Below are 18,566 nucleotides of genomic sequence, written 5' to 3'. Positions count from 1 at the left end.
GTCGTACCGACCGCACGAACGCTAGTTATTTGTTTAGTTTTTTAATTTAATTATGTCTTTAAGTTTACTAATTTTAACCGTTGCGTTGTTGTTATATTTTGAAATTAGAGCATTTACTATAATTTCTTCAGCATTTGTTGTTTCAGGTCCTAAAGTGATTTTCATTTTTTGGAATATTTCTGATCTGATTTCCATATCATAGTAATCATATTTATATGAAAAATCCTTTAATTCCGAAATTTGAGAATTTTTAATACTGTCAAACATTTCTTTTGATAATTGATAAAGGATAAATCGCCATTCACTTTGAAATGCCCATTGATTGTTTTTTGTTTTACCAATCTCGGAAAAGTCAAATTTATCTTCTTTTCTAATGTTTTTTAATTCAATACTTGATTTGTACTCAATCCGAAAAAGATTATTTACAGGGTACAATAAACTTAATTCTTTATCTGTTGCAAAATACTTATCCGTTTTCTGTCCCATATTTCTTGTAAACAAGTCACTCGGTAATTCAATTCTACAGCCTGTACCATTTTTTGAATACAGATTCCATTGTGCAATACTTTCTTCACCTATATCCGTCCAACAGCTAACAAGTATCAGACTTCCAATATTTCCAAAATCTTTTGAAAGTGGCTCTGTTAAATCATCTAACCTATTTATACTATTAAATCTAATTTTCCCGCTCTTTAGAATCAGAGCAAGTGTTTCGATAGTTGTATAGTGATATATCGTTTCTGGAATCATTTATTTCTATCTCTGTTGGCTTAAATTAAACACAACGGTTTTGGCTATGAACAGTTGGGGGTTTTTAGCCCTAACTGTTCGGTTTGGCACCGCCCTTTGTTTTTTACTTTTGTTTAATCACTTTCGCCCCAATTGTTTATAGCCAATGTTGGCATTTCGTTATTTTATCAGAGTACTTTTCTCCACAAATCCATATATCCATATTCAGTCCAATACTTCTCTAAATCCGAGTGCTTTAATGATTTTGGATTTTCCTCAAAACTCCATAATTCTCCAAACTTTTCTTTTGCAACTTTCAACGGTCTTAAAAAAACATCAGAACTTCTAATTTCGACTGAGCTTGTATCATTGTGATAGGCTCTCCACTTTATTGCACTTTCAGTTTGCCAATCTTCTTTTTTTCCTGCAACCAGTATAAATCTAAATTTCGATACAGCACCAAAAATTCTTTTCTTTTCAAGTGGGTTTTCCTTAAAATATCTATCCCAAGATTTGACTTGTTCGATTGAGTGATTTAATTCAGAAGTTGGTTCATTATTTTTCGTAAACAATTTCATTTCAGGTTTCTCAACTTCAACTAATACCCATTCAGGACCACCTGAATTATCATTTAACCAAGCAAAGTCACATCGGAACTTTCCTCCAAAAGAAATTTCAGCAAAGTTTGGTGAAATTCCATATTTTCTTGAATATAACTCATAGAATAAAAATGAGTTGTTTTTCAATATTTCTGAAAGTTGAGTTTCTGAATTAGCGCTAAAAGCTTTTTTTAAATCCTTTTCAACGTTTTGTAAATTCCAAGTACTCATAATTATAAGCCGTTGAAAATTGCAATTATCTCTTCATAAGTTGTAGAGTTGTCAAATGAATGTAAAACTCCACCTTTATGCGTTCTTTCTTTAAGTTCAATCTGTTCAGTAGAATGATTATAGGACATCGCGTATCTTTTTCCATCTACCCAAAACCAAATCATATTAGCAGGACTTCCATTATATTCTCTAACTTCAATTTCACGGTCAGATTTCCATACGATAGCACCCAATAAAGCAAGGGAAACTCCCTCTACATTTCCAGCGTGATGGTCAGCTCTGTCCAAAACTCCATTTAAGTATCGTTGTAATGTTTCTATTGAATCAATTGATATTGCCATATTTTAGTTCAGTGGTTTAATGTTAGTTTTCAGTCAAAATGAATGCCAACGTACATATAACACGACCAGTTGTGTTATATCTATTTTACATTCACGAATATAACCAAACTAATCCCCGTTCCTTTACGGCATTCCTCAAAACGCATAAAAAAAATCGACCGCTCTTTGACAAGCGGTCGATTTCCTAATAACATTTAACCCTTAACTTGTAACTACTCAATCCGCGTATGCGTGTTTATAGGGTTCGCCTTTTAAAATCTTTAGCATATCTGCTTCCAGACTTTCGATAGGGTACTCTACAATACGGCCCAATTCTTTACCGTCTTTGCTTAGAATAAGCGTAGGTACGCGTTTGATGTCTTTACCTTCTTCAAGTCCCTGTGGTGTGGTTTTGGAGCGGTCTACAGTGATCAGCTCAATATCCTGAGTCTTTCCGGCAGCATCCAGTATTTTGTAAATGCGAGGCGTTTCGCGCTTACTGTCGCCACACCAGGTGCCCATAAACAGGGTGATGTCAACATCTTTAAGCAGCGGTTTAAGTTCGTCAACCAGGCTTTCATCTACCCGGTACGACGCGTAAAACGGGTTAAACCATTCCCCAAATTTACCTTCCTGCAGGTCACTGCGTTCTGCAGGGCCAGTAAGCATATCCGGTTGCGGGTTTTTTTGCGAGGTAGGAATCTGTGCGGCTTCCGGCGGACCGGGAGTTTGAGGCACTTCAGAGCGACTGGCTACAGCGTTTTGTGATTTGCACGCGCTCATCAGTACAATCGCCAGCATTAGGCTGAGGTATTTTAAATTTTTCATCTTTTTCGGTTTAACTGACCAGGCTTTCCTGATCCATTTCTTTTGCTTTTTCAATGCCCATCATATCAAGAATGGTGGGAGCGACATTGCCCAAAACGCCATCTTTTACGGTCTTGATGTCGTTATCTACCACAATGACGGGCACGGGATTGGTCGTGTGGGCGGTATTTGGAGAGCCGTCTTCGTTTTTCATGGTTTCGCAGTTACCATGGTCTGCAATCACGATGGCGCTGTAGCCGTGTTCCTGACCCGTGGTGATCACGTCTTTGGCACAGGCGTCAACGGCCTCACAGGCTTTAATAGCAGCTTCCAATACGCCGGTATGGCCCACCATATCCGGGTTGGCAAAGTTGAGGCAGACAAAATCTACTTCTTCTTTTTTGAGTTCGGCAACAATTTTGTCGCGCACTTCATAAGCGCTCATTTCCGGTTTCAGGTCGTATGTCGCCACATCGGGAGATTTGGCGATCAGGCGGGTTTCGCCCTCAAATTCCTTTTCCCTTCCGCCCGAAAAGAAAAAGGTTACGTGCGGATATTTTTCAGTTTCCGCAATGCGAATCTGCTTTTTACCGGCTTTGGAAATTACCTCGCCAATCGTATTGGTCAGGTTATCTTTATCAAAAATGATGTGGATGTTCTTAAAAGTCTGGTCGTAGTTGGTCATCGTGACGTAGTACAAATCCAGTTTTTTGGTATCCTGCTCAGGGAAATCTTCCTGCGAGAGCATACGGGTCAATTCGCGTCCACGGTCGGTACGGTAGTTGAAAAACAATACCACATCACCGTCTTTAATGGTGGCAACAGGCTGATCGTTTTCGGTAATGACTAGAGGCTCAAGGAATTCGTCGGTAGTGCCGTCTTCGTAAGATTTTTTAATCGAAGCAACAGGATCAGTTGTTTTGGTACCGATGCCTTTTACCGTTGCATCGTAAGCTTTTTTCACGCGTTCCCAGCGGGTATCGCGGTCCATCGCAAAATAGCGCCCGGTGATGCTGGCCAGTTTGGCACCGTTATGTTGAGCGTAGTCATTCAAATCTTCAATAAAACCGGCGCCGCTTTGTGGGTCTACATCACGACCATCGGTAAACGCGTGAACGTAAACTTCTTCCACACCCACCTCATTGGCAGCCTTGATCAAACCTTTGGCATGATCAATGTGCGCGTGCACGCCTCCGTCTGATACCAGACCCAAAAGGTGAATGGGTTTGTTGTTTTCTTTAGCGTATTTAAAAGCGTCTTTCAGCTCCGGTTGATCGCGCAGTTTATTTTCGCGCAAGGCCTTGTTGATTTTAGCGAAATCCTGATAGACAATGCGCCCGGCACCCAGGTTCATATGGCCTACTTCGCTGTTGCCCATTTGCCCGTCTGGCAAGCCCACGTTTTCTCCGTGGGTAAGCAATTGCGCGTGTGGATATTTGGTATATAGTGAATCGATAAACGGAGTTTCTGCCTGATCTACTGCTGAAACTTCTTTATTAGGTGCAAATCCCCAACCGTCGAGGATCATTAAAATGACTTTTTTATTCATGGTTATTTTGAGTTGTTTCACAAAGATACGGACTAAACCAACTAAAGGCTAAAACTTTGCAGGCCAATCGCGATAGCGTTTGAGGAACTTATTGCTATTACTATTGGTATTATTATTATTTCAATCTGAAGGGGACATCCCTCCAACCTCCCTTCAAAGGGAGGCTTTTAAATTTCAATGAATAGCAAGTCCCCTTCCTTTGAAGGAAGGGCCAGGGATGGATGTTTCTGAAGTTTTCTTCTTCAATTCAAGTTTCTTTTTCAGTCAAAAATCAAACTCACTTCTCTCCCGAATGGCCGGGAGAGAAGGTCTAGGGGGTGAGGCGACAATAACAATAACAATAACAATAACAATAAAAATAATAATACCAATACCAATAATCACCCCCTATACTTCTCAATCGCTTCCTTGATTTTAGCGATGCGGTTTTCGGGGTCGGGGTGGGAGCTTTGAAACTCAGGTACGCGCTGACCACCGCTGGCTTCCTTTAAGATTTGCATCACCTCAATAAGCGCTTCGGGATCGTAACCGGCTTCCAGCATAAACTTCACCCCTAGATCATCGCTCTCGAGTTCGTCACCACGCCCGTTCTTAAGTAGCAGCGTTTGGCCCAGCTGACTCGCGAGCATTCCGGCATCGGCGCCTACCTGTGCACCGGCGGCAACGGTATTGGCGAGTTCGCTCTGCGCGATGCGCTCAGCCGAATGCCTGCCCACCACGTGACCAATCTCGTGACCTAAAATGCCGGCGAGTTGGTCTTCGGTTGAAAGACGCTCGAGTAGGGCATAGGTGATAAAGATCTGACCGCCGGGCAGGGCGAAAGCATTTACCGTTTTGGGATCGCGCAGCAGATGAAATTCATACTGATACGGCGTCTCACGGGCAATGGTGTTGTCAACCAGTTTTTTGCCCACACGATCTACCATGTTTTGCAATTGCTGGTCGGGATGCATACCGCCATGTTGCTCGGCCATAATGGGGGCGTTTTGCAGGCCGATGGCGATTTCCTCTTCGGTTGTCAGGCTAACCGACTGTGTGCGCCCGGTATACGGGTTTTCTTCCTGACTGCCGTAGTATCGAATCAGTCCAAAAACGACGATACCTACGCCAAGAACTATTTTAAGTGCTCTTCCGCCTAGTTTCATATTGATAAGAATAATTGGTTAGTTTCAGTTAACTAAAGCCTCCCTTTGAAGGGAGGTTTGGAGGGATGTTTCAGATATTTTTTTAAACAAATTCACTTTAAAAGTTTCGGGTTGATGTCCAGAATATTTTCAGTTCGGTATTTTTCAATAAAGGCCGAAGTAAAGGCGTCGCTGCCCATCAGGTTTTTTTGCTGAAGGATTTGTGCGATATCCAGTTTTTTATAGTCTTTAAGATAATTTCTAGAAAGTGGGGCGTAGCTGAAATGCCAGGGCTCATACTTGAAGCCTTTTCGCCCGTAAGCATTGGTATAGACTTCATAAAAGCCGAAGGATTCTGCATTTTCCTCTAGCCAGGCTTTTAATGCGCAGAAGGGTCCGGTACCGTGAAATTTATCGGGGTCGAGTACATTATTTGTGACTCCCGTTCCCGCCTGAATGATGTCAAGATCTGTAGCCCAGTGATGACGCGAGGTTCCCGGGATGGTGCTGTATTCAATAATCTTTTCAATAGCAACCAATGGTGCCATTCCTCCGGCTTTATAGTCTTTGTATTTGCGTTCCCAGATACGGTTTTGGTGCGCATAATCGCGATAGCTCGAAACGACCTGTATGCCGATGCCTTCTTTTTTTGCGGCAGCAGCCATCCGGTCAAAGGCCTCCGCAGCTTCAGGACGCAGGCGATAGCCGCTTTTTTCAGTCAAAACGGGATTGCCACGACCCAGAAGTTCGGTTTCCGGAAGACCGGTATTTGCCTTTAACAGCTGCGGAAAAGTCGTTACGGCAGCGGTGGTTAATAGCGTGTTTTGTATAAACCGGCGTCTTTTCATCAGAGCTTTTTAAAAAGTAAATAATGCGTACCTACATTTTCAATCTCAAAAGGCTCTCCTTCTATGCTGAAACCTTTCCGCAGGTAAAAATTTAGCGCTTTGATGCGGGCGTTGCACCACAGGAGTTCGACTCCCCGTTGTTGCAGTTGCTTTTCGGCCTCATCAACCAGCAGGTTGCCCAGTTTTTGCCCCTGATAAGCGCTCAAAACGCCCATCCCTCTTAACTGGTATTGCTTTCCTGTAAATTGGGGTTTTGAGTTGTTCATCAGGCTTACAACCCCAATAAGTTTTTCAACATCAAAAAGGCCCATATGTAAGGTGTCTTCAGCCTCGTCGCCGGGCATCGCGCAACTTTCCGCAGGTTTCCCTTCACGTAAAACCGGATGGCGTACTGCATAGGTTTCTGCAGCGGTGATCTGACGGATTTGCAGTTTTTGGGTGGTATCAGGCGCGGACATCAGCGTATTCGGGTTTTTCGTCAAACTTGATTTCTGCAAATGGGCAAAGCGGCTCGATCTTGATGTCGTTTTCGCGAGCCCAGTTTACTACATAATCCAGTAACTCACTGGCATAACCCTGATGTTCATAGCCCATTTTGGTTTCGGTATGATCTATGACGATCAGATTATCACTCTTAATAGTGTATGTGAGTTCCGAAATTTTATCGCCGTTTCCTTCTATGTAAAAAAGACCTCTGCTTCGGTTTTCCCGGTGGTGTATTGCTTTATCCATTATTTTTGTCGCCTTTATGAAACAGCTGTTTGCTGTTCTATCTAAAAATAGCCAATTATGCTCAAAATTAAGATTAGACGATTTGATAAAGATGAGATTAACACGTTTTTACCACTGGTGCAGGAATTGATGGAGCATAGTGTGGAAGAAAATCTGCTGAAGGCTCGTTTTAGCGAAATGTTTGAACACCGTTATGAGTGTCATGGCATTTATGTGGAAGAAAAACTAGCCGGGGTTTTTGGATTGTGGTTTGCTACCCGGCATTACTGTGGAAAAACCTGCGAAGCCGATCACGTATTTATCAAACCGGAGTATAGAAGCAAAGGCCTGGGGAAACAGGTTTTTCAATGGATTTATGAGTACGCCCGCGAGCGGGGATGTGAAACCAGCGAACTCAATGCCTACGTGCACAATTTTGCCGGGCACAAATTTTACCTTAATGAAAACTACGTCATTAAGGGGTATCACTTTCTCAAAAAACTCTAGCTTACGGTAATCACAGAACCCGATTCGATCTCATAAGGAATTTTACCGGCTTCAAAAATGCGGGCGCTGTGCGGGCCGCGCAGGGTATACACGCGTTTATAGGCTTCAATCCAGCTGCCTTCGCGCAGGCCTACAACCGGCACATTATTAAACTGATGGAATTCTTTTAAACGGGTTTCACGGGTTTCACCCATATGGGTACTGTTGGGATCAGGATCCTGATAATGAGCATTGATGTTAAAGGGCACGGCTCCCAGCGTTTTGAAACTGGGCGGGTAAACGATAGGCATATCGTTAGTCGTCTGCATACTGATGCCGGCAATATTAGAACCGGCGCTGGTACCCAGATAGGGCATGTTTTCGTAAAGCCGGTCTCTTAAAATGGCCATTACTTTGTTTTGGTAAAGTTGCTCTACCAGTAAAAAGGTATTGCCGCCTCCGGTAAAAACGCCTTCAGCATGAGCGATGGCTTTTAGGGGATCTCTAAACTCATGCAAGCCTAAAACTTCGATGCCCAAATCCTTGAAGAACGCCCGGGCTCTGCTGGTATATAAGTCATGAGAAATACCGCCGGGCCTGGCAAACGGAATGAAAATTAAGCGCTTTACTCCCTCAAAATGCTTTTCGAGTGTCGGTTTCAGGTAATCAAGATACTCGCCACCGTGAACTGTTGAGGTGCTTGCAAGGATTAAATTCTTCAAAATGGACTGATTTGTGTCAAAAGTACACATTGGCTTAGTATGTCACAGGCATTTAACAAAAAATTACCCTGTGAAAGCCCTGAATTTTGAGTAACTTGTTGTTACTTCAACAGGGAAATAAACACTTTAAAATAAATTGGGATGAAAACGGGAATATCGCTTGTAATGATACTTTTTACAATCGCTTTGGTGCATAGCCAGCAGCTTGCACGGGTAATGGTAGGCGGGCAGATAATTGTTCCCGTGGGGGATGATCCCGGTGGGATCGTTGTGTATAACAACACCTCGCAGCGCGGTACCGTGACTTCAGAAGCGGGTACCTTTGACATTGCGGTGGCCCGTAATGATGAGTTAGTGATACAGTCCCTGCAGTTTGCACCCATTACCGTACTAGTTGACGCGGGCATTGTGAGTTCAAGACGCATCAGTATTACGCTTCGCGAAACCGTTAATGTGCTCGATGAAATCATCGTACGGCCTTATGATCTTACCGGAGATATCGTGGCCGATGTAAACCGGGTACGCACCATAGACCCTGTACCGTTTACCGGTGGGCAAATCAAAGCCGAAGACAATGCGCCAGACCGGTATACCACTCCCGAAAATATTGCGTTAGATGACATGCGCTGGCGATATGGTTTAAACTTCATCAATATTTTTAAAGCGATTTTTGATAAAAAAGATGAACCCACAGCACGCAGTGCAGAGCAGGAACTGGCCGAGATGTATTCTAACGAATTCTTTCAGCAGAATTTAGATATCAAACGCGAAAATATCAATGATTTTATGGATTATGTGTCTGAAAACGGACTCACAAAACCGATGCTAGAGCAGGGTAATGAGTTGGCGTTAATTCAGTTTCTACTGCAAAAGCGGGATGCCTTTAAAGCTTCACTAACCGAAAATTAAAATACCCGAAATAACACTATAGAAAAGCTGCTACAATGCAGCTTTTTTTATTTCAAACAGACCGTTTACCGGAATGCGGTGTAACATGTTTACTTTTGAGGCGTATTTAAGTGAAATTCTAATACGCATCATTCGTGTCAAAAACCGGTCTCTTAGTTTTCTTGTTTTCGCTGGGCCTCTGCAGCGCCTTTAGCGGGTTGTACGCTCAGGAGGCCGTGATGCTTGAGGGTATGGTGGTCAATGACTCTATTGAGCACGAGTATTTGCATATACTCAACCTCAGTTTACAAAAGGGTACCGTAACCCGGGAGAGTGGGAGTTTTACGATACCGGCACGACGTGGTGATACCTTATACATTTCTGCAATTCAGTTTAAGCACCGCGAGATTGTGGTTTCTGCGGAAATTTTTAATCAAAAATACCTGGAAATTGAGCTGGAGCCTGAAGTAACCGAACTGGAAGATGTGCAGATCAGCAATATTGAACTCAACGGAAGACTGGGCGATGATATGAACCGCATCAAGCTTGAAAAACCTTTTGATCCCGGCGAGGCGGGGTTACCCGTGTATAAAGGTCCTGTTTTGACTCAGGAAGAACGGCGCCTGTATACCGCAACCCACAGCGGCGCGGGTATCATCCCGGTTGATGCCGTCATCAATGCGATTACGGGTCGTACTAAAATGCTCAAAGAACAGGTGCGCATCTCTAATATGGAAAGACGTGTGCAAAAAGCCCGCAACCTGGTGTCTGATACGACCTACATCAAACAATTAAAAATTCCGCCAAGGTATATAGATGACTTTGTGCATTATGTGTATTTTGACAAGCCGGAAGCTTTGGCTGTAGCGGCAAGTAAAAATCCGCTTTCCTTACTTGAAATGCTTATGAAACAGGCACCTGCATACCTTCAGCATAAGGAGGAGGAAGGTGTTGAGGTCAGCTTCAGGGAAAAAGAAGGTCAGTAGGCTTTATTTTTTTGGAATGACTCTTGATCTAAAACGTCAAAAACCGATAACTTGCTTCGATGAAATTTAGAAAATTCCTTTTACTTCTTGCTGTAATCCTTCCGCTTTGCGCATTTACGGCTCATAAATATTACTTCAGCGTTACACAGGCAGATTACGACGCGAAATCTCAATCTCTAAAAATTGTCACCCGCGTCTTTTATGACGATCTGCAAAAGGTCTTTCAGGAGCGTTACGATAAATCAATACGGGTAGATGCTTCCTATGATCAGGAAAAACTGGATGGGTATATCTCGCGGTATTTTGACCAAAAATTTATTGTAACCGTAAACGGCGAGCAGCGTGATCTAAACTATCTGGGGCATAAGGATGAGATTGACTATGTGGTCTGCTTTATTGAAGTAGAACATATTGAAAACCTCAAGTCAGTAAGTATTGAAAATACTTTGCTGATGGACCTGTTTCCCGAACAAAAAAATGTGGTGCACCTCAATACCGGGAGCACCAAGAAAAGTTTCTTATTAACCCGTGAAAATGATAAAGCCGTGTTAAAACTTTCTAAATAATTTATTAACATAGGCCTAATCTTTATTTTTATCAGATTCACAAGCACAAAACAGATTTATACTTTATGAAAAAACTTAAGTACAGCTTTTTGGCTGTTTTCTTTCTGGTAGGAGCCGGCGCTTTTGCTCAGGAACAAGAACAGGAACAGCCGAAGGAAAAACAAATGGGGCATACTAACGTCAATAAGTTTAGACAACTTTACGATGAGTTTGCTACCCCTAACCAGTATCGTACGGCATCTGGGGCTCCCGGTCCTGCCTATTATCAAAATGAGGCCGATTATGAGATGAAGATTGAACTTAATGACGACAATCAGACCATCACAGGTTACGAAACGATCACGTATATAAACAACTCGCCAGATCGTCTGGAGTACTTATGGGTTCAGCTTGATCAGAATATCCGTAAGAAAGATTCTCCGGCTTTAGAAAAAGACGGTAGTGGGATGGCTCCGGTCATGCAACCGGGTTCTGTGGTTTCTACCTATATGAAAGAGCCTTTTGATGGAGGATTTAATATTACCGAAGTTTCAAAAGACGGTAAGCCGCTTAAATACACCATTAATTTTACTATGATGCGTGTTGAAATGCCTCAGCCGCTTGAGCCGGGCGAGGAATTTGAATTCAGCATCGGGTGGAATTTCAACATCGTTGAGCACACGGTAGACCGTGCCCGTTCAGGATATGAGAGTTTCCCTGACGGAAACAAAAACTACATCATCGCACAGTTCTTCCCAAGAATGTGCGTGTATAACGACGTAGAAGGCTGGCAAAACTACCAGTTCTGGGGTAATGGTGAGTTCGCATTGCCGTTTGGTGATTACGAGGTGGAGATTACCGTGCCTGCAGATCACTTGTTAGACGGTACCGGTAATCTGGTAAACCGCAAAGACGTATACAGCAAGGAAGAAATGAACCGCTGGGAGCAGGCTATGAAAAACTATGACAAGCCGGTACTCATTCGTACTCAGGCTGAAGCCGAGCAAATTGAAAAAGGCCGCAGCACTAAAAAGAAAACATGGAGATTGGAAGCAGAAAACGTAAGGGATTTTGCTTTTACATCCTCTCGTAAATACATTATGGATGCACAGGCGGTTAAATTTCCTAAAGGAGATGTGATGGCTATTTCTATTTATCCGAAAGAAGGTAACCCGCTTTGGGAAGAGTATTCTACTAAAGCTGTGGTGCAAACCTTAAAATCATACTCGCGTATGACTTTTGACTATCCGTATCCAAAAGCGATCTCCGTTCACGGTCAGAATCAGGGTATGGAGTACCCCATGATTTGCTGGAACTACGGTCGTCCTAACGAAGACGGTACATACAGCGACCGTACCAAATACGGTATGATCTCTGTGATTATTCACGAGGTAGGTCACAACTTCTTCCCGATGATCGTAAACAGTGACGAGCGTCAATGGGGTTGGATGGATGAAGGTATCAACACCTTTGTACAGTATGTAGCTGAGCAGGATTTCGGGGAAAACTATCCGGAAGCGATTGCACCTAACGCCAAATACCCTTCACGAAGAGGAGCTCCTACTCAGATTACCGGTTATATGGGCGGTGATCAGGATTATATAGCTCCTATTATGTCAAACCCTGAGAATGTGTACCAATTGGGTAACAATGCCTACGGAAAGCCCGCAACGGCTTTAAACATTCTTCGTGAGACGGTAATGGGTCGTGACTTGTTTGATTATTCGTTTAAGACTTACGCACAGCGCTGGATGTTTAAACACCCAACGCCTGAAGATTTCTTCCGTACTATGGAAGATGCTTCAGCAGTAGACTTAGACTGGTATTGGAGAGGCTGGTTCTACAGCACCGAGTATGTTGATATGGGTGTTGAAGACGTGAAGTCGTATTACTTAACCATTGAGCCTACGGCAGCCGGTAAAGAGCTTTTAAAGCGTTACGGTTACGATGATCCATCTGCAATTGACGCGGTTTATGTTGTTGAAGAAGATGGGGAAGATTATGATGCTGCGATGAAAGGGAAAGGAATGCTTGACAATGCTCCTAACGTGAAGGAGTTTATGATGGATAACTTCACTCCTGAAGAGCGTGCTAAATTGAAAACTCCGAAGCATTTTTATGCGGTTAAGTTTAATAAGCCGGGAGGAATCCCAATGCCGCTTATCGTAGAGTACAGTTATGCTGATGGTACTAAAGAAAAAGTAACCTATCCTGTACAGGTGTGGCGTAAAAATGACGCTGAGGTAACCAAGGTACTTGCTACCGATAAGGAACTGGTAGGCGTTGTGGTTGATCCGGATCAGGAAACTGCAGACGTGGACGTGAGCAATAACAACTGGCCGCGTGAAGCTCAGGAAAGTGAGTTTGATAATTTCAAAGAAGGTGTAGAAGACTAAGCACACGCTTCTTTAAGAATTAACTTTTTACATTAAGAAAAGCCGATGATCGCTCATCGGCTTTTCATTTTTCCCGTTATATTTGCACTATGATGATGTTACCTTTATTTATTAGCGGTGGAGAAATTGCCTTTATCATTTTTATAGTGATTATGGTATTTGGTGCAGATAAAGTTCCTGATATTGCCCGGGGATTGGGTAAAGGCATGCGCACCCTGCGTAATGCTACCGATGACATCAAAAATGAAATTACCAAAAGCGCGGAGAAGCAGGGCCTTGATCCTGATATCACAAAAGATATGAAAAAAGAGATCGAAGACGCCAAGCGTAATATCGAAGAAATAACCGGTCCCATTAAACGTAAATTTTAAGCGCAATCCAGCTGAAACATCCCAAATTGAAAACTCTTCACTATTTGGGTTAAAAATTACCGATTATCCATTTTTTAATGTAATTTAATGCGGAAATTCAATCTGATGGATTTCAGCTTAAAAACAGATAGCAGTATCTATTTTGGGTGTTACGTTTGAAAGGCATGACTTAACCTGAGGTAGTTAAACTGTTATCTTTTTTTTAATCCGTACTAAGTGTTAATTATAATTCCCGTTTGCGCGTAAGCCCAGGCGGGATTTTTTTTGCTTCGCCAAAGGGGTAGCATATCCTGATGCTTGCATTGAATTTGGAGCTTTGTTGGCGTTGTATACTTCCCGGGAGTGCTCTAGGATAGTTTAGATTCAGGATTTCTTTCGGCTCAGGGTGAGTCCGTCCCGAATGGTAAGCAATACCGTCTCTAAAGAAGCTTCTTCGGCCAGCATTTTGTTGTACTCCAGCAATGCTTTGGTAGAGGTGTCTTTCGGGTTAAGGGGTTCTACAACTTTTCCGCTCCACAATACATTGTCTGAAAGTAAGAGCGCCCCGGGATTGAGTCGGTTTATGATGAGGTCAAAATAAGCCGGATAATTCGGTTTGTCGGCATCAATAAACACGAGGTCAAAGTTGCCCTCAAGTTGTGGGATGATGTCAAGCGCAGAACCCAGATGTTGTTTGATTTGGCTTCCATAACCCGAGGCGTCAAAATACTTCCGCTGAAAGTCTACCAGCTCTTCATTTACATCAATGGTGTGCAGTATGCCATCCTGCTGCAATCCTTCGGCCAGGCATAATGCTGAGTAGCCGGTGTAGGTTCCTATCTCGAGGATGTTTTTGGGAGTTTTCAGTTTTGAGATCAGGCTTAAAATACGCCCCTGATAATGCCCGCTTAGCATACGCGGCTGTACCATTTTTTGATAGGTTTCGCGGGTTAGCCGGGCCAGGAGTTCGGGCTCAGGCGAAGAATGCGCTACCGCATAATCGTCAAGATCTTCAGAAATGAAATGCATAATTAATCTTCTTCAAGTCCTTCAACCACTTCATCATCGTGAAGCATTTTTCGGGTTTCCTGTTTAACCAGATCAAGTTTGTCGTGCAACGACATCGCCTCTGTAAACTTACCGTCGTGAATCAGGTTTAAAATCGCTTTATCCTGTACACGTCCCCGTCGCATCGCTTCCGAATAGCGTAAATCTTCCCGAAAGGTAACCAGACTGTATTTTGAGAAATATTCTTTGGGAAATTGCTCTTCAAAGGCGATTTCGAGTTTGCGCTTCTCCTGAAAAATAGGTCGTGCCGTGTGCGCTTTCATCTCGTGAAAGTTGTCTACCGCCAGATCTGCAATAGCGTCTGTGTCTTCTTTGCGCTCGTCCTGATAGGCTTTAAAAATAGCCTTCCAGTCGCCTTCGTGCTGATCTATGTACTTATCCAGAACGTGAATGTCTTCAAAAGCCGAGTTCATACCCTGCCCGTAAAACGGCACGATGCCGTGAGCCGCATCGCCCAGTAACAGGACTTTGCCATAGGCGTGCCAGGGCGAACATTTAATAGTTCCCAAAGGTGAAGTGGGGTTGGCTTTAAACTCTTCCAGCAAATGCGGCATAAGAGCTAGGGCATCGGGAAATTCCCGTTGAAAATAATCGATTACAGCCTCATCTGTATCCAGACTTTCAAAACTGTCTGTGCCTTCTTCCCACGAAAGGAAAAGGGTTACGGTAAAACTGCCATCGAGATTGGGAAGTGCGATCATCATATCTTTCCCGCGGGGCCAGATGTGCAACGCGTTTTTTTCTACCAGATAACCACCGTCTGCCGCAGGTGGAAAGGATAATTCTTTATACCCATGCGTTAAAAAATCCTGCCCGTAGCTGAATAGAAATTTACGATGATCGAGCATGCTTTTACGCAGGGCAGAGCCTACACCGTCTGCACCCATCACCACATCAGCTCTATAGGTTGTGGTCTTTTTGGTATTGTGATCTTCAAAAGTAGCTTCTGCAGTTTCCAGCGTAACACCGGTGCACTTTTGATTGAAAAGCATTGTGATGTCTGTCATTTTTTCGCACTCATCAAGCAGCATCACGTTGAGATCTTCGCGGGATATTGAGTTGATATACTCGTGATCTCTGCCGCTGTAAGGGCTCATAAACTGCTCCCCTTCGGTATTGTGTATCATTCTGCCTCGCATAGGAATGCACAAAGGCAAGACCTTTTCTTCAAGACCGGCAAGACGCAGGCCTTTCATGCCGCGGTCTGAAAACGCCAGATTGATGGAGCGGCCGCGGTCTATCACTTCTTTGCGCAGATCAGGGCGTTTTTCCATCAGGGTTACTTTGTAGCCGCGTTGTGCCATACGTAGCGCAAGCAGCGAACCGCAAAGACCGGCGCCTATGATGAGTATGTGTTCTTGGTTTTTCAAAAAGTGGTTGTTAGTGGGTAATACGTATAATAGGCCTAGATCTTTGCCAGCAATTGTTTTAGTCTTTGCGCCATCTCGTATACATCTTCAAAACTGTTGTATAGTGGAGCAGGAGCCACCCTGATTACATCGGGCTCGCGCCAGTCGCAGATTATGCCTGCCTGCATAAAGCCATCGTGCATACTTCGGTCTGCATTTTTAACCTGAATGGAAAGCTGGCAACCCCGCTCATCGGGGTTTAAAGGTGTCAAAATCCAGATTCGTTCGTCGTCGATTTCGTTAATGAGGTACTCGAGGTAGCCCGTCAGTTTTCGGGATTTAGCGCGTATGTTTTGAAAGCCCGCTTCCGCGAAAATTTCTAAAGACGCGCGAATGGGAGCCATAGAAAGTATAGGCGGATTGCTCAACTGCCAGCCCTCTGCTCCCGGAATGGGGTCAAAATCAACCCGCATATTGAAGCGGCTTTCCATCTTATGTCCCCACCAGCCGGTGAATCGGGGCAGGCTCGCGTCATTGGCATGACGTTCGTGTACGAAGCAACCGCCCAGCGCGCCCGGCCCGCTGTTGAGATATTTGTAGGTGCACCATACCGCAAAATCAGGACCGTTGTCGTGCAGGTCTGCATCAATATTCCCCACGCCGTGCGCAAGATCAAAACCTACCTTGCAGCCGTATTTATGCCCCAGTTGGGTGATTTCTTTAATGGGATATTTTTGCCCCGTGTAGTAATTGCTGTTGCCAATCATGACCAAAGCAATTTCCTCCCCGTGCTGTTCCATCAGGGTTTCCAGATCTTCAAAACGGCAGAGGTCTTCGCCCGGTCTGGGTTTCCAAAGGATCAGAGACTCATTGGGGTTATAGCCACGTTCGTGTATCTGCGACTTTACCGCATAGCTGTCTGACGGAAAGGCATCACTTTCTATTAAAATCTTATGCCGCTTAGGTGTGGGCCGGTAAAATGAAACCATCATCAGGTGCAGGTTGGTCGAAAGCGTATTCATAATTACAACCTCACCGGGTTTAGCACCCACAATCTCCGCCATAGGCTGCGCCAGGATTTCGTGGTATTCTGTCCAAGGAACTTTAGCTTTAAAATGCCCTTCTACTGCTATTTCTGCCCAATTGTCAAGCTCTTCGGCAACATATTCACGGGCTTTTTTGGGCTGCAGACCCAGCGAGTTTCCGCAGAGGTAAATAAGGTTTTTACCGTTTTCATCCTTAGGAAGATTGAACTTTTCACGAAAGTGTGCCAAAGGATCTTCGGCATCAGCCTGTTTAGCAAAGCTTAGCGTGTTTTGATACTGCACTTTTTCTTCTTTTAACATAGACTGTAAAAATAGGAATTAAATAGTTTTAAGCAGTCCTGAGAATTTTGGTAATTTGAATCCTTCATTGAGAGGCAAATTTTAAAGACTCAACTCGAAATGTTGCGTGAATGTTCAGGCAGGCTTTAGCTCCTGACTTTTGCGCAGGGACCTGATTCTAAAACCGGAATTTATGAAGGCATTGCGTATCATTTTTAGCAGTTGGAGGTATTTTGCCCCGGCTTTTCTATTTGCAACGCTGAACATCGTTTTTGGAACCTGGGCGATCTATATTCCAAAAATCATTCAGAAACTGGGTATTTCTGAAGGCGAACTCGGTTTTGCCGTGTTTTTTATGGCACTCGGGACGCTGTGTACCATTCCTTTTGTGCCAAAAATCATCAATGCCCAAAAATTGGGTAAGGCTACCTTACTTGCTGTGCTGGGATTTTGCGTGATTTTTATGGGTCCATTTCTGGCCAACACGTATGTACAGCTTTGCGCGGCTTTGTTTGGTGTGGGGGTCTTTTCGGGCCTGCTAGACGTAACAATTAACACGCTGGTCACCGAGATTGAAAAACGCGATGGCGTGCACTTTATGTCAGTTTCTCACGGTTTTTTTAGTCTGGGTGGAATGTTGGGCGCAGGTATAGGTTCATTGGTTTTAGACCTTGTGCAAATACCGGCTTACCATGCCGGGGTGGTAGTGCTGGCGATGCTGCTTATTAATGTGTTGCTATCCCGTCATTATGTGCATATTGATGCGGTTAAGGAAGAACGGGAGGGTAGTTTTAAATTAAAAAATCTGAGACCACTACTAGGTCTAGCGGTTATTGGATTTTTGGTGATGGCTTCAGAAGGTGCGATTGTAGACTGGAGCGCGCTGTATCTGGAAAAAGTTACCCTTGCCAGTCTGGCTTTAGCGGGCTTGGGCTACACCATTTTTAACGGGATGATGGCTTTAGGACGGTTTTTTGGAGACAGCATCAGCGCGCGTTTTGGATCGCGCCTTATTCTAATTGCCGGTTGTCTTGCCGCGACTCTGGGATTTGGACTTACACTTACGGCAATCACAGGCTGGGCTTTGCTGGGGTTCGGCTTTGTGGGTATTGGTTTGTCGCTGGTAGTGCCCGAATTGTTCAGGTATAGCGGAAAGCTGAAAGGCATACAGGCGGCCGAGGGAATTAGCTTTATCGCCGGAACCGGGTTTGTAGGCTTGCTGATAGGACCGGTATTTTTAGGCTTTCTGGCGGAAACCTTTAATCTGAAAGGCAGTTTTATCGCACTGATGAGTTTTACCGCTGCCGCCGGAATTTTGGCAATGAGCCTTAAACGGAATACGAAATAATTTTTATGGATAACGCTAAAGAGATTAACTGCCTGTAAGTGATCTTTTGCGTGAAGGAGAAACGAACATCCCCTCGCGGCCTCCCCTTCAAAGGGGAGGAGCTTGAAGACTATCTGCTACCAAATGCAGGCATGACCCGCAGGGGCACGCCCAAATCACCATTCACAAAAAAAGCCACCTGATTT

Annotated in this window: 20 protein-coding genes; 7 read left to right on the top strand and 13 right to left on the bottom strand. The window is 43.9% G+C overall.

The genetic code is table 11. The features are described 5' to 3' along the window. Window positions 1-33: 33 nt before the first annotated feature. From CJ305_RS17225 to CJ305_RS17185, 9 genes are all read right to left on the bottom strand, one after another. Window positions 34-750 carry a DUF2971 domain-containing protein gene (locus CJ305_RS17225; protein ID WP_099647543.1) on the bottom strand — a complete coding sequence of 239 codons (717 nt, stop codon included), beginning with the start codon at window positions 748-750 and terminating at the stop codon, window positions 34-36. Window positions 751-917: 167 nt separating this feature from the next. Continuing rightward, window positions 918-1,559, bottom strand: coding sequence for a Shedu anti-phage system protein SduA domain-containing protein (locus tag CJ305_RS17220; protein WP_099647542.1), 642 nt, complete (start codon window positions 1,557-1,559; stop codon window positions 918-920). Between the two features lie 2 nt (window positions 1,560-1,561). Beyond that, complete coding sequence (locus CJ305_RS17215; RefSeq protein ID WP_099647541.1) at window positions 1,562-1,900, bottom strand: hypothetical protein; 339 nt, start codon at window positions 1,898-1,900, stop codon at window positions 1,562-1,564. Window positions 1,901-2,116: 216 nt separating this feature from the next. Next, entirely contained in the window at window positions 2,117-2,707 is a 591-nt protein-coding gene (locus CJ305_RS17210) for a thioredoxin family protein (protein WP_099647540.1), read from the bottom strand. A 10-nt stretch (window positions 2,708-2,717) separates the two neighbouring features. Continuing rightward, a complete protein-coding gene (gpmI, locus tag CJ305_RS17205) occupies window positions 2,718-4,235 on the bottom strand; it encodes a 2,3-bisphosphoglycerate-independent phosphoglycerate mutase (RefSeq protein WP_099647539.1) in 1,518 nt (505 codons plus the stop codon). Window positions 4,236-4,615: 380 nt separating this feature from the next. After that, entirely contained in the window at window positions 4,616-5,380 is a 765-nt protein-coding gene (locus tag CJ305_RS17200) for a M48 family metalloprotease (protein ID WP_099647538.1), read from the bottom strand. A 92-nt stretch (window positions 5,381-5,472) separates the two neighbouring features. Then, window positions 5,473-6,207, bottom strand: a complete 735-nt coding sequence (locus CJ305_RS17195; RefSeq protein WP_189319483.1) for a M15 family metallopeptidase — start codon at window positions 6,205-6,207, stop codon at window positions 5,473-5,475. Then, window positions 6,207-6,665 carry a GNAT family N-acetyltransferase gene (locus CJ305_RS17190; protein WP_099647536.1) on the bottom strand — a complete coding sequence of 153 codons (459 nt, stop codon included), beginning with the start codon at window positions 6,663-6,665 and terminating at the stop codon, window positions 6,207-6,209. The genes CJ305_RS17195 and CJ305_RS17190 overlap by 1 nt, the downstream gene beginning before the upstream one ends. Next, entirely contained in the window at window positions 6,652-6,939 is a 288-nt protein-coding gene (locus tag CJ305_RS17185; protein WP_099647535.1) for a GNAT family N-acetyltransferase, read from the bottom strand. The genes CJ305_RS17190 and CJ305_RS17185 overlap by 14 nt, the downstream gene beginning before the upstream one ends. A gap of 57 nt (window positions 6,940-6,996) precedes the next feature. Between CJ305_RS17185 and CJ305_RS17180 the strand changes: the two genes are divergently transcribed. Further along, entirely contained in the window at window positions 6,997-7,425 is a 429-nt protein-coding gene (locus CJ305_RS17180) for a GNAT family N-acetyltransferase (RefSeq protein WP_099647534.1), read from the top strand. Here CJ305_RS17180 and pepE read toward each other — a convergent pair. Further along, complete coding sequence (gene pepE / locus CJ305_RS17175) at window positions 7,422-8,126, bottom strand: dipeptidase PepE (protein ID WP_099647547.1); 705 nt, start codon at window positions 8,124-8,126, stop codon at window positions 7,422-7,424. The two genes, CJ305_RS17180 and pepE, sit on opposite strands and share 4 nt — an antisense overlap. A gap of 141 nt (window positions 8,127-8,267) precedes the next feature. Here pepE and CJ305_RS17170 point away from each other — a divergent pair, with 141 nt between their 5' ends. From CJ305_RS17170 to CJ305_RS17150, 5 genes are all read left to right on the top strand, one after another. Further along, window positions 8,268-9,035: a peptidase associated/transthyretin-like domain-containing protein gene (locus CJ305_RS17170; protein WP_099647533.1), complete on the top strand. Its 768-nt coding sequence runs from the start codon at window positions 8,268-8,270 to the stop codon at window positions 9,033-9,035. A gap of 134 nt (window positions 9,036-9,169) precedes the next feature. Then, window positions 9,170-10,000, top strand: a complete 831-nt coding sequence (locus CJ305_RS17165) for a peptidase associated/transthyretin-like domain-containing protein (protein WP_143469411.1) — start codon at window positions 9,170-9,172, stop codon at window positions 9,998-10,000. A gap of 59 nt (window positions 10,001-10,059) precedes the next feature. Further along, window positions 10,060-10,566, top strand: coding sequence for a DUF6702 family protein (locus CJ305_RS17160; protein WP_099647531.1), 507 nt, complete (start codon window positions 10,060-10,062; stop codon window positions 10,564-10,566). Between the two features lie 65 nt (window positions 10,567-10,631). Continuing rightward, the gene (locus CJ305_RS17155; protein ID WP_099647530.1) at window positions 10,632-12,941 is read left to right on the top strand and encodes a M1 family metallopeptidase; all 2,310 of its coding nucleotides are present in this window, start codon (window positions 10,632-10,634) and stop codon (window positions 12,939-12,941) included. A gap of 89 nt (window positions 12,942-13,030) precedes the next feature. Continuing rightward, a complete protein-coding gene (locus CJ305_RS17150) occupies window positions 13,031-13,312 on the top strand; it encodes a Sec-independent protein translocase subunit TatA/TatB (RefSeq protein WP_189319482.1) in 282 nt (93 codons plus the stop codon). Window positions 13,313-13,675: 363 nt separating this feature from the next. Here the strand turns inward: CJ305_RS17150 and CJ305_RS17145 are convergent, their stop codons facing one another. From CJ305_RS17145 to kynU, 3 genes are read right to left on the bottom strand one after another with little or no spacing between them, the layout of a single operon-like run. Beyond that, window positions 13,676-14,320, bottom strand: coding sequence for an O-methyltransferase (locus CJ305_RS17145; RefSeq protein WP_099647528.1), 645 nt, complete (start codon window positions 14,318-14,320; stop codon window positions 13,676-13,678). Between the two features lie 2 nt (window positions 14,321-14,322). Beyond that, on the bottom strand, window positions 14,323-15,729 hold the full coding sequence (locus CJ305_RS17140) for an FAD-dependent oxidoreductase (RefSeq protein WP_099647527.1): 1,407 nt from the start codon (window positions 15,727-15,729) through the stop codon (window positions 14,323-14,325). A 35-nt stretch (window positions 15,730-15,764) separates the two neighbouring features. Beyond that, complete coding sequence (gene kynU, locus CJ305_RS17135; RefSeq protein WP_099647526.1) at window positions 15,765-17,054, bottom strand: kynureninase; 1,290 nt, start codon at window positions 17,052-17,054, stop codon at window positions 15,765-15,767. 172 nt (window positions 17,055-17,226) lie between these two features. On the opposite strand from kynU, the gene CJ305_RS17130 reads away from it, so the two are divergent. Continuing rightward, entirely contained in the window at window positions 17,227-18,381 is a 1,155-nt protein-coding gene (locus CJ305_RS17130) for an MFS transporter (RefSeq protein WP_099647525.1), read from the top strand. The last annotated feature ends 185 nt before the right edge of the window (window positions 18,382-18,566 follow it).

Source organism: Leeuwenhoekiella nanhaiensis (assembly GCF_002744755.1).
Lineage (GTDB): Bacteria > Bacteroidota > Bacteroidia > Flavobacteriales > Flavobacteriaceae > Leeuwenhoekiella > Leeuwenhoekiella nanhaiensis.
Note: the sequence above shows the minus strand (reverse complement) of the source record. Positions and strands in the feature narration are given on the sequence as shown.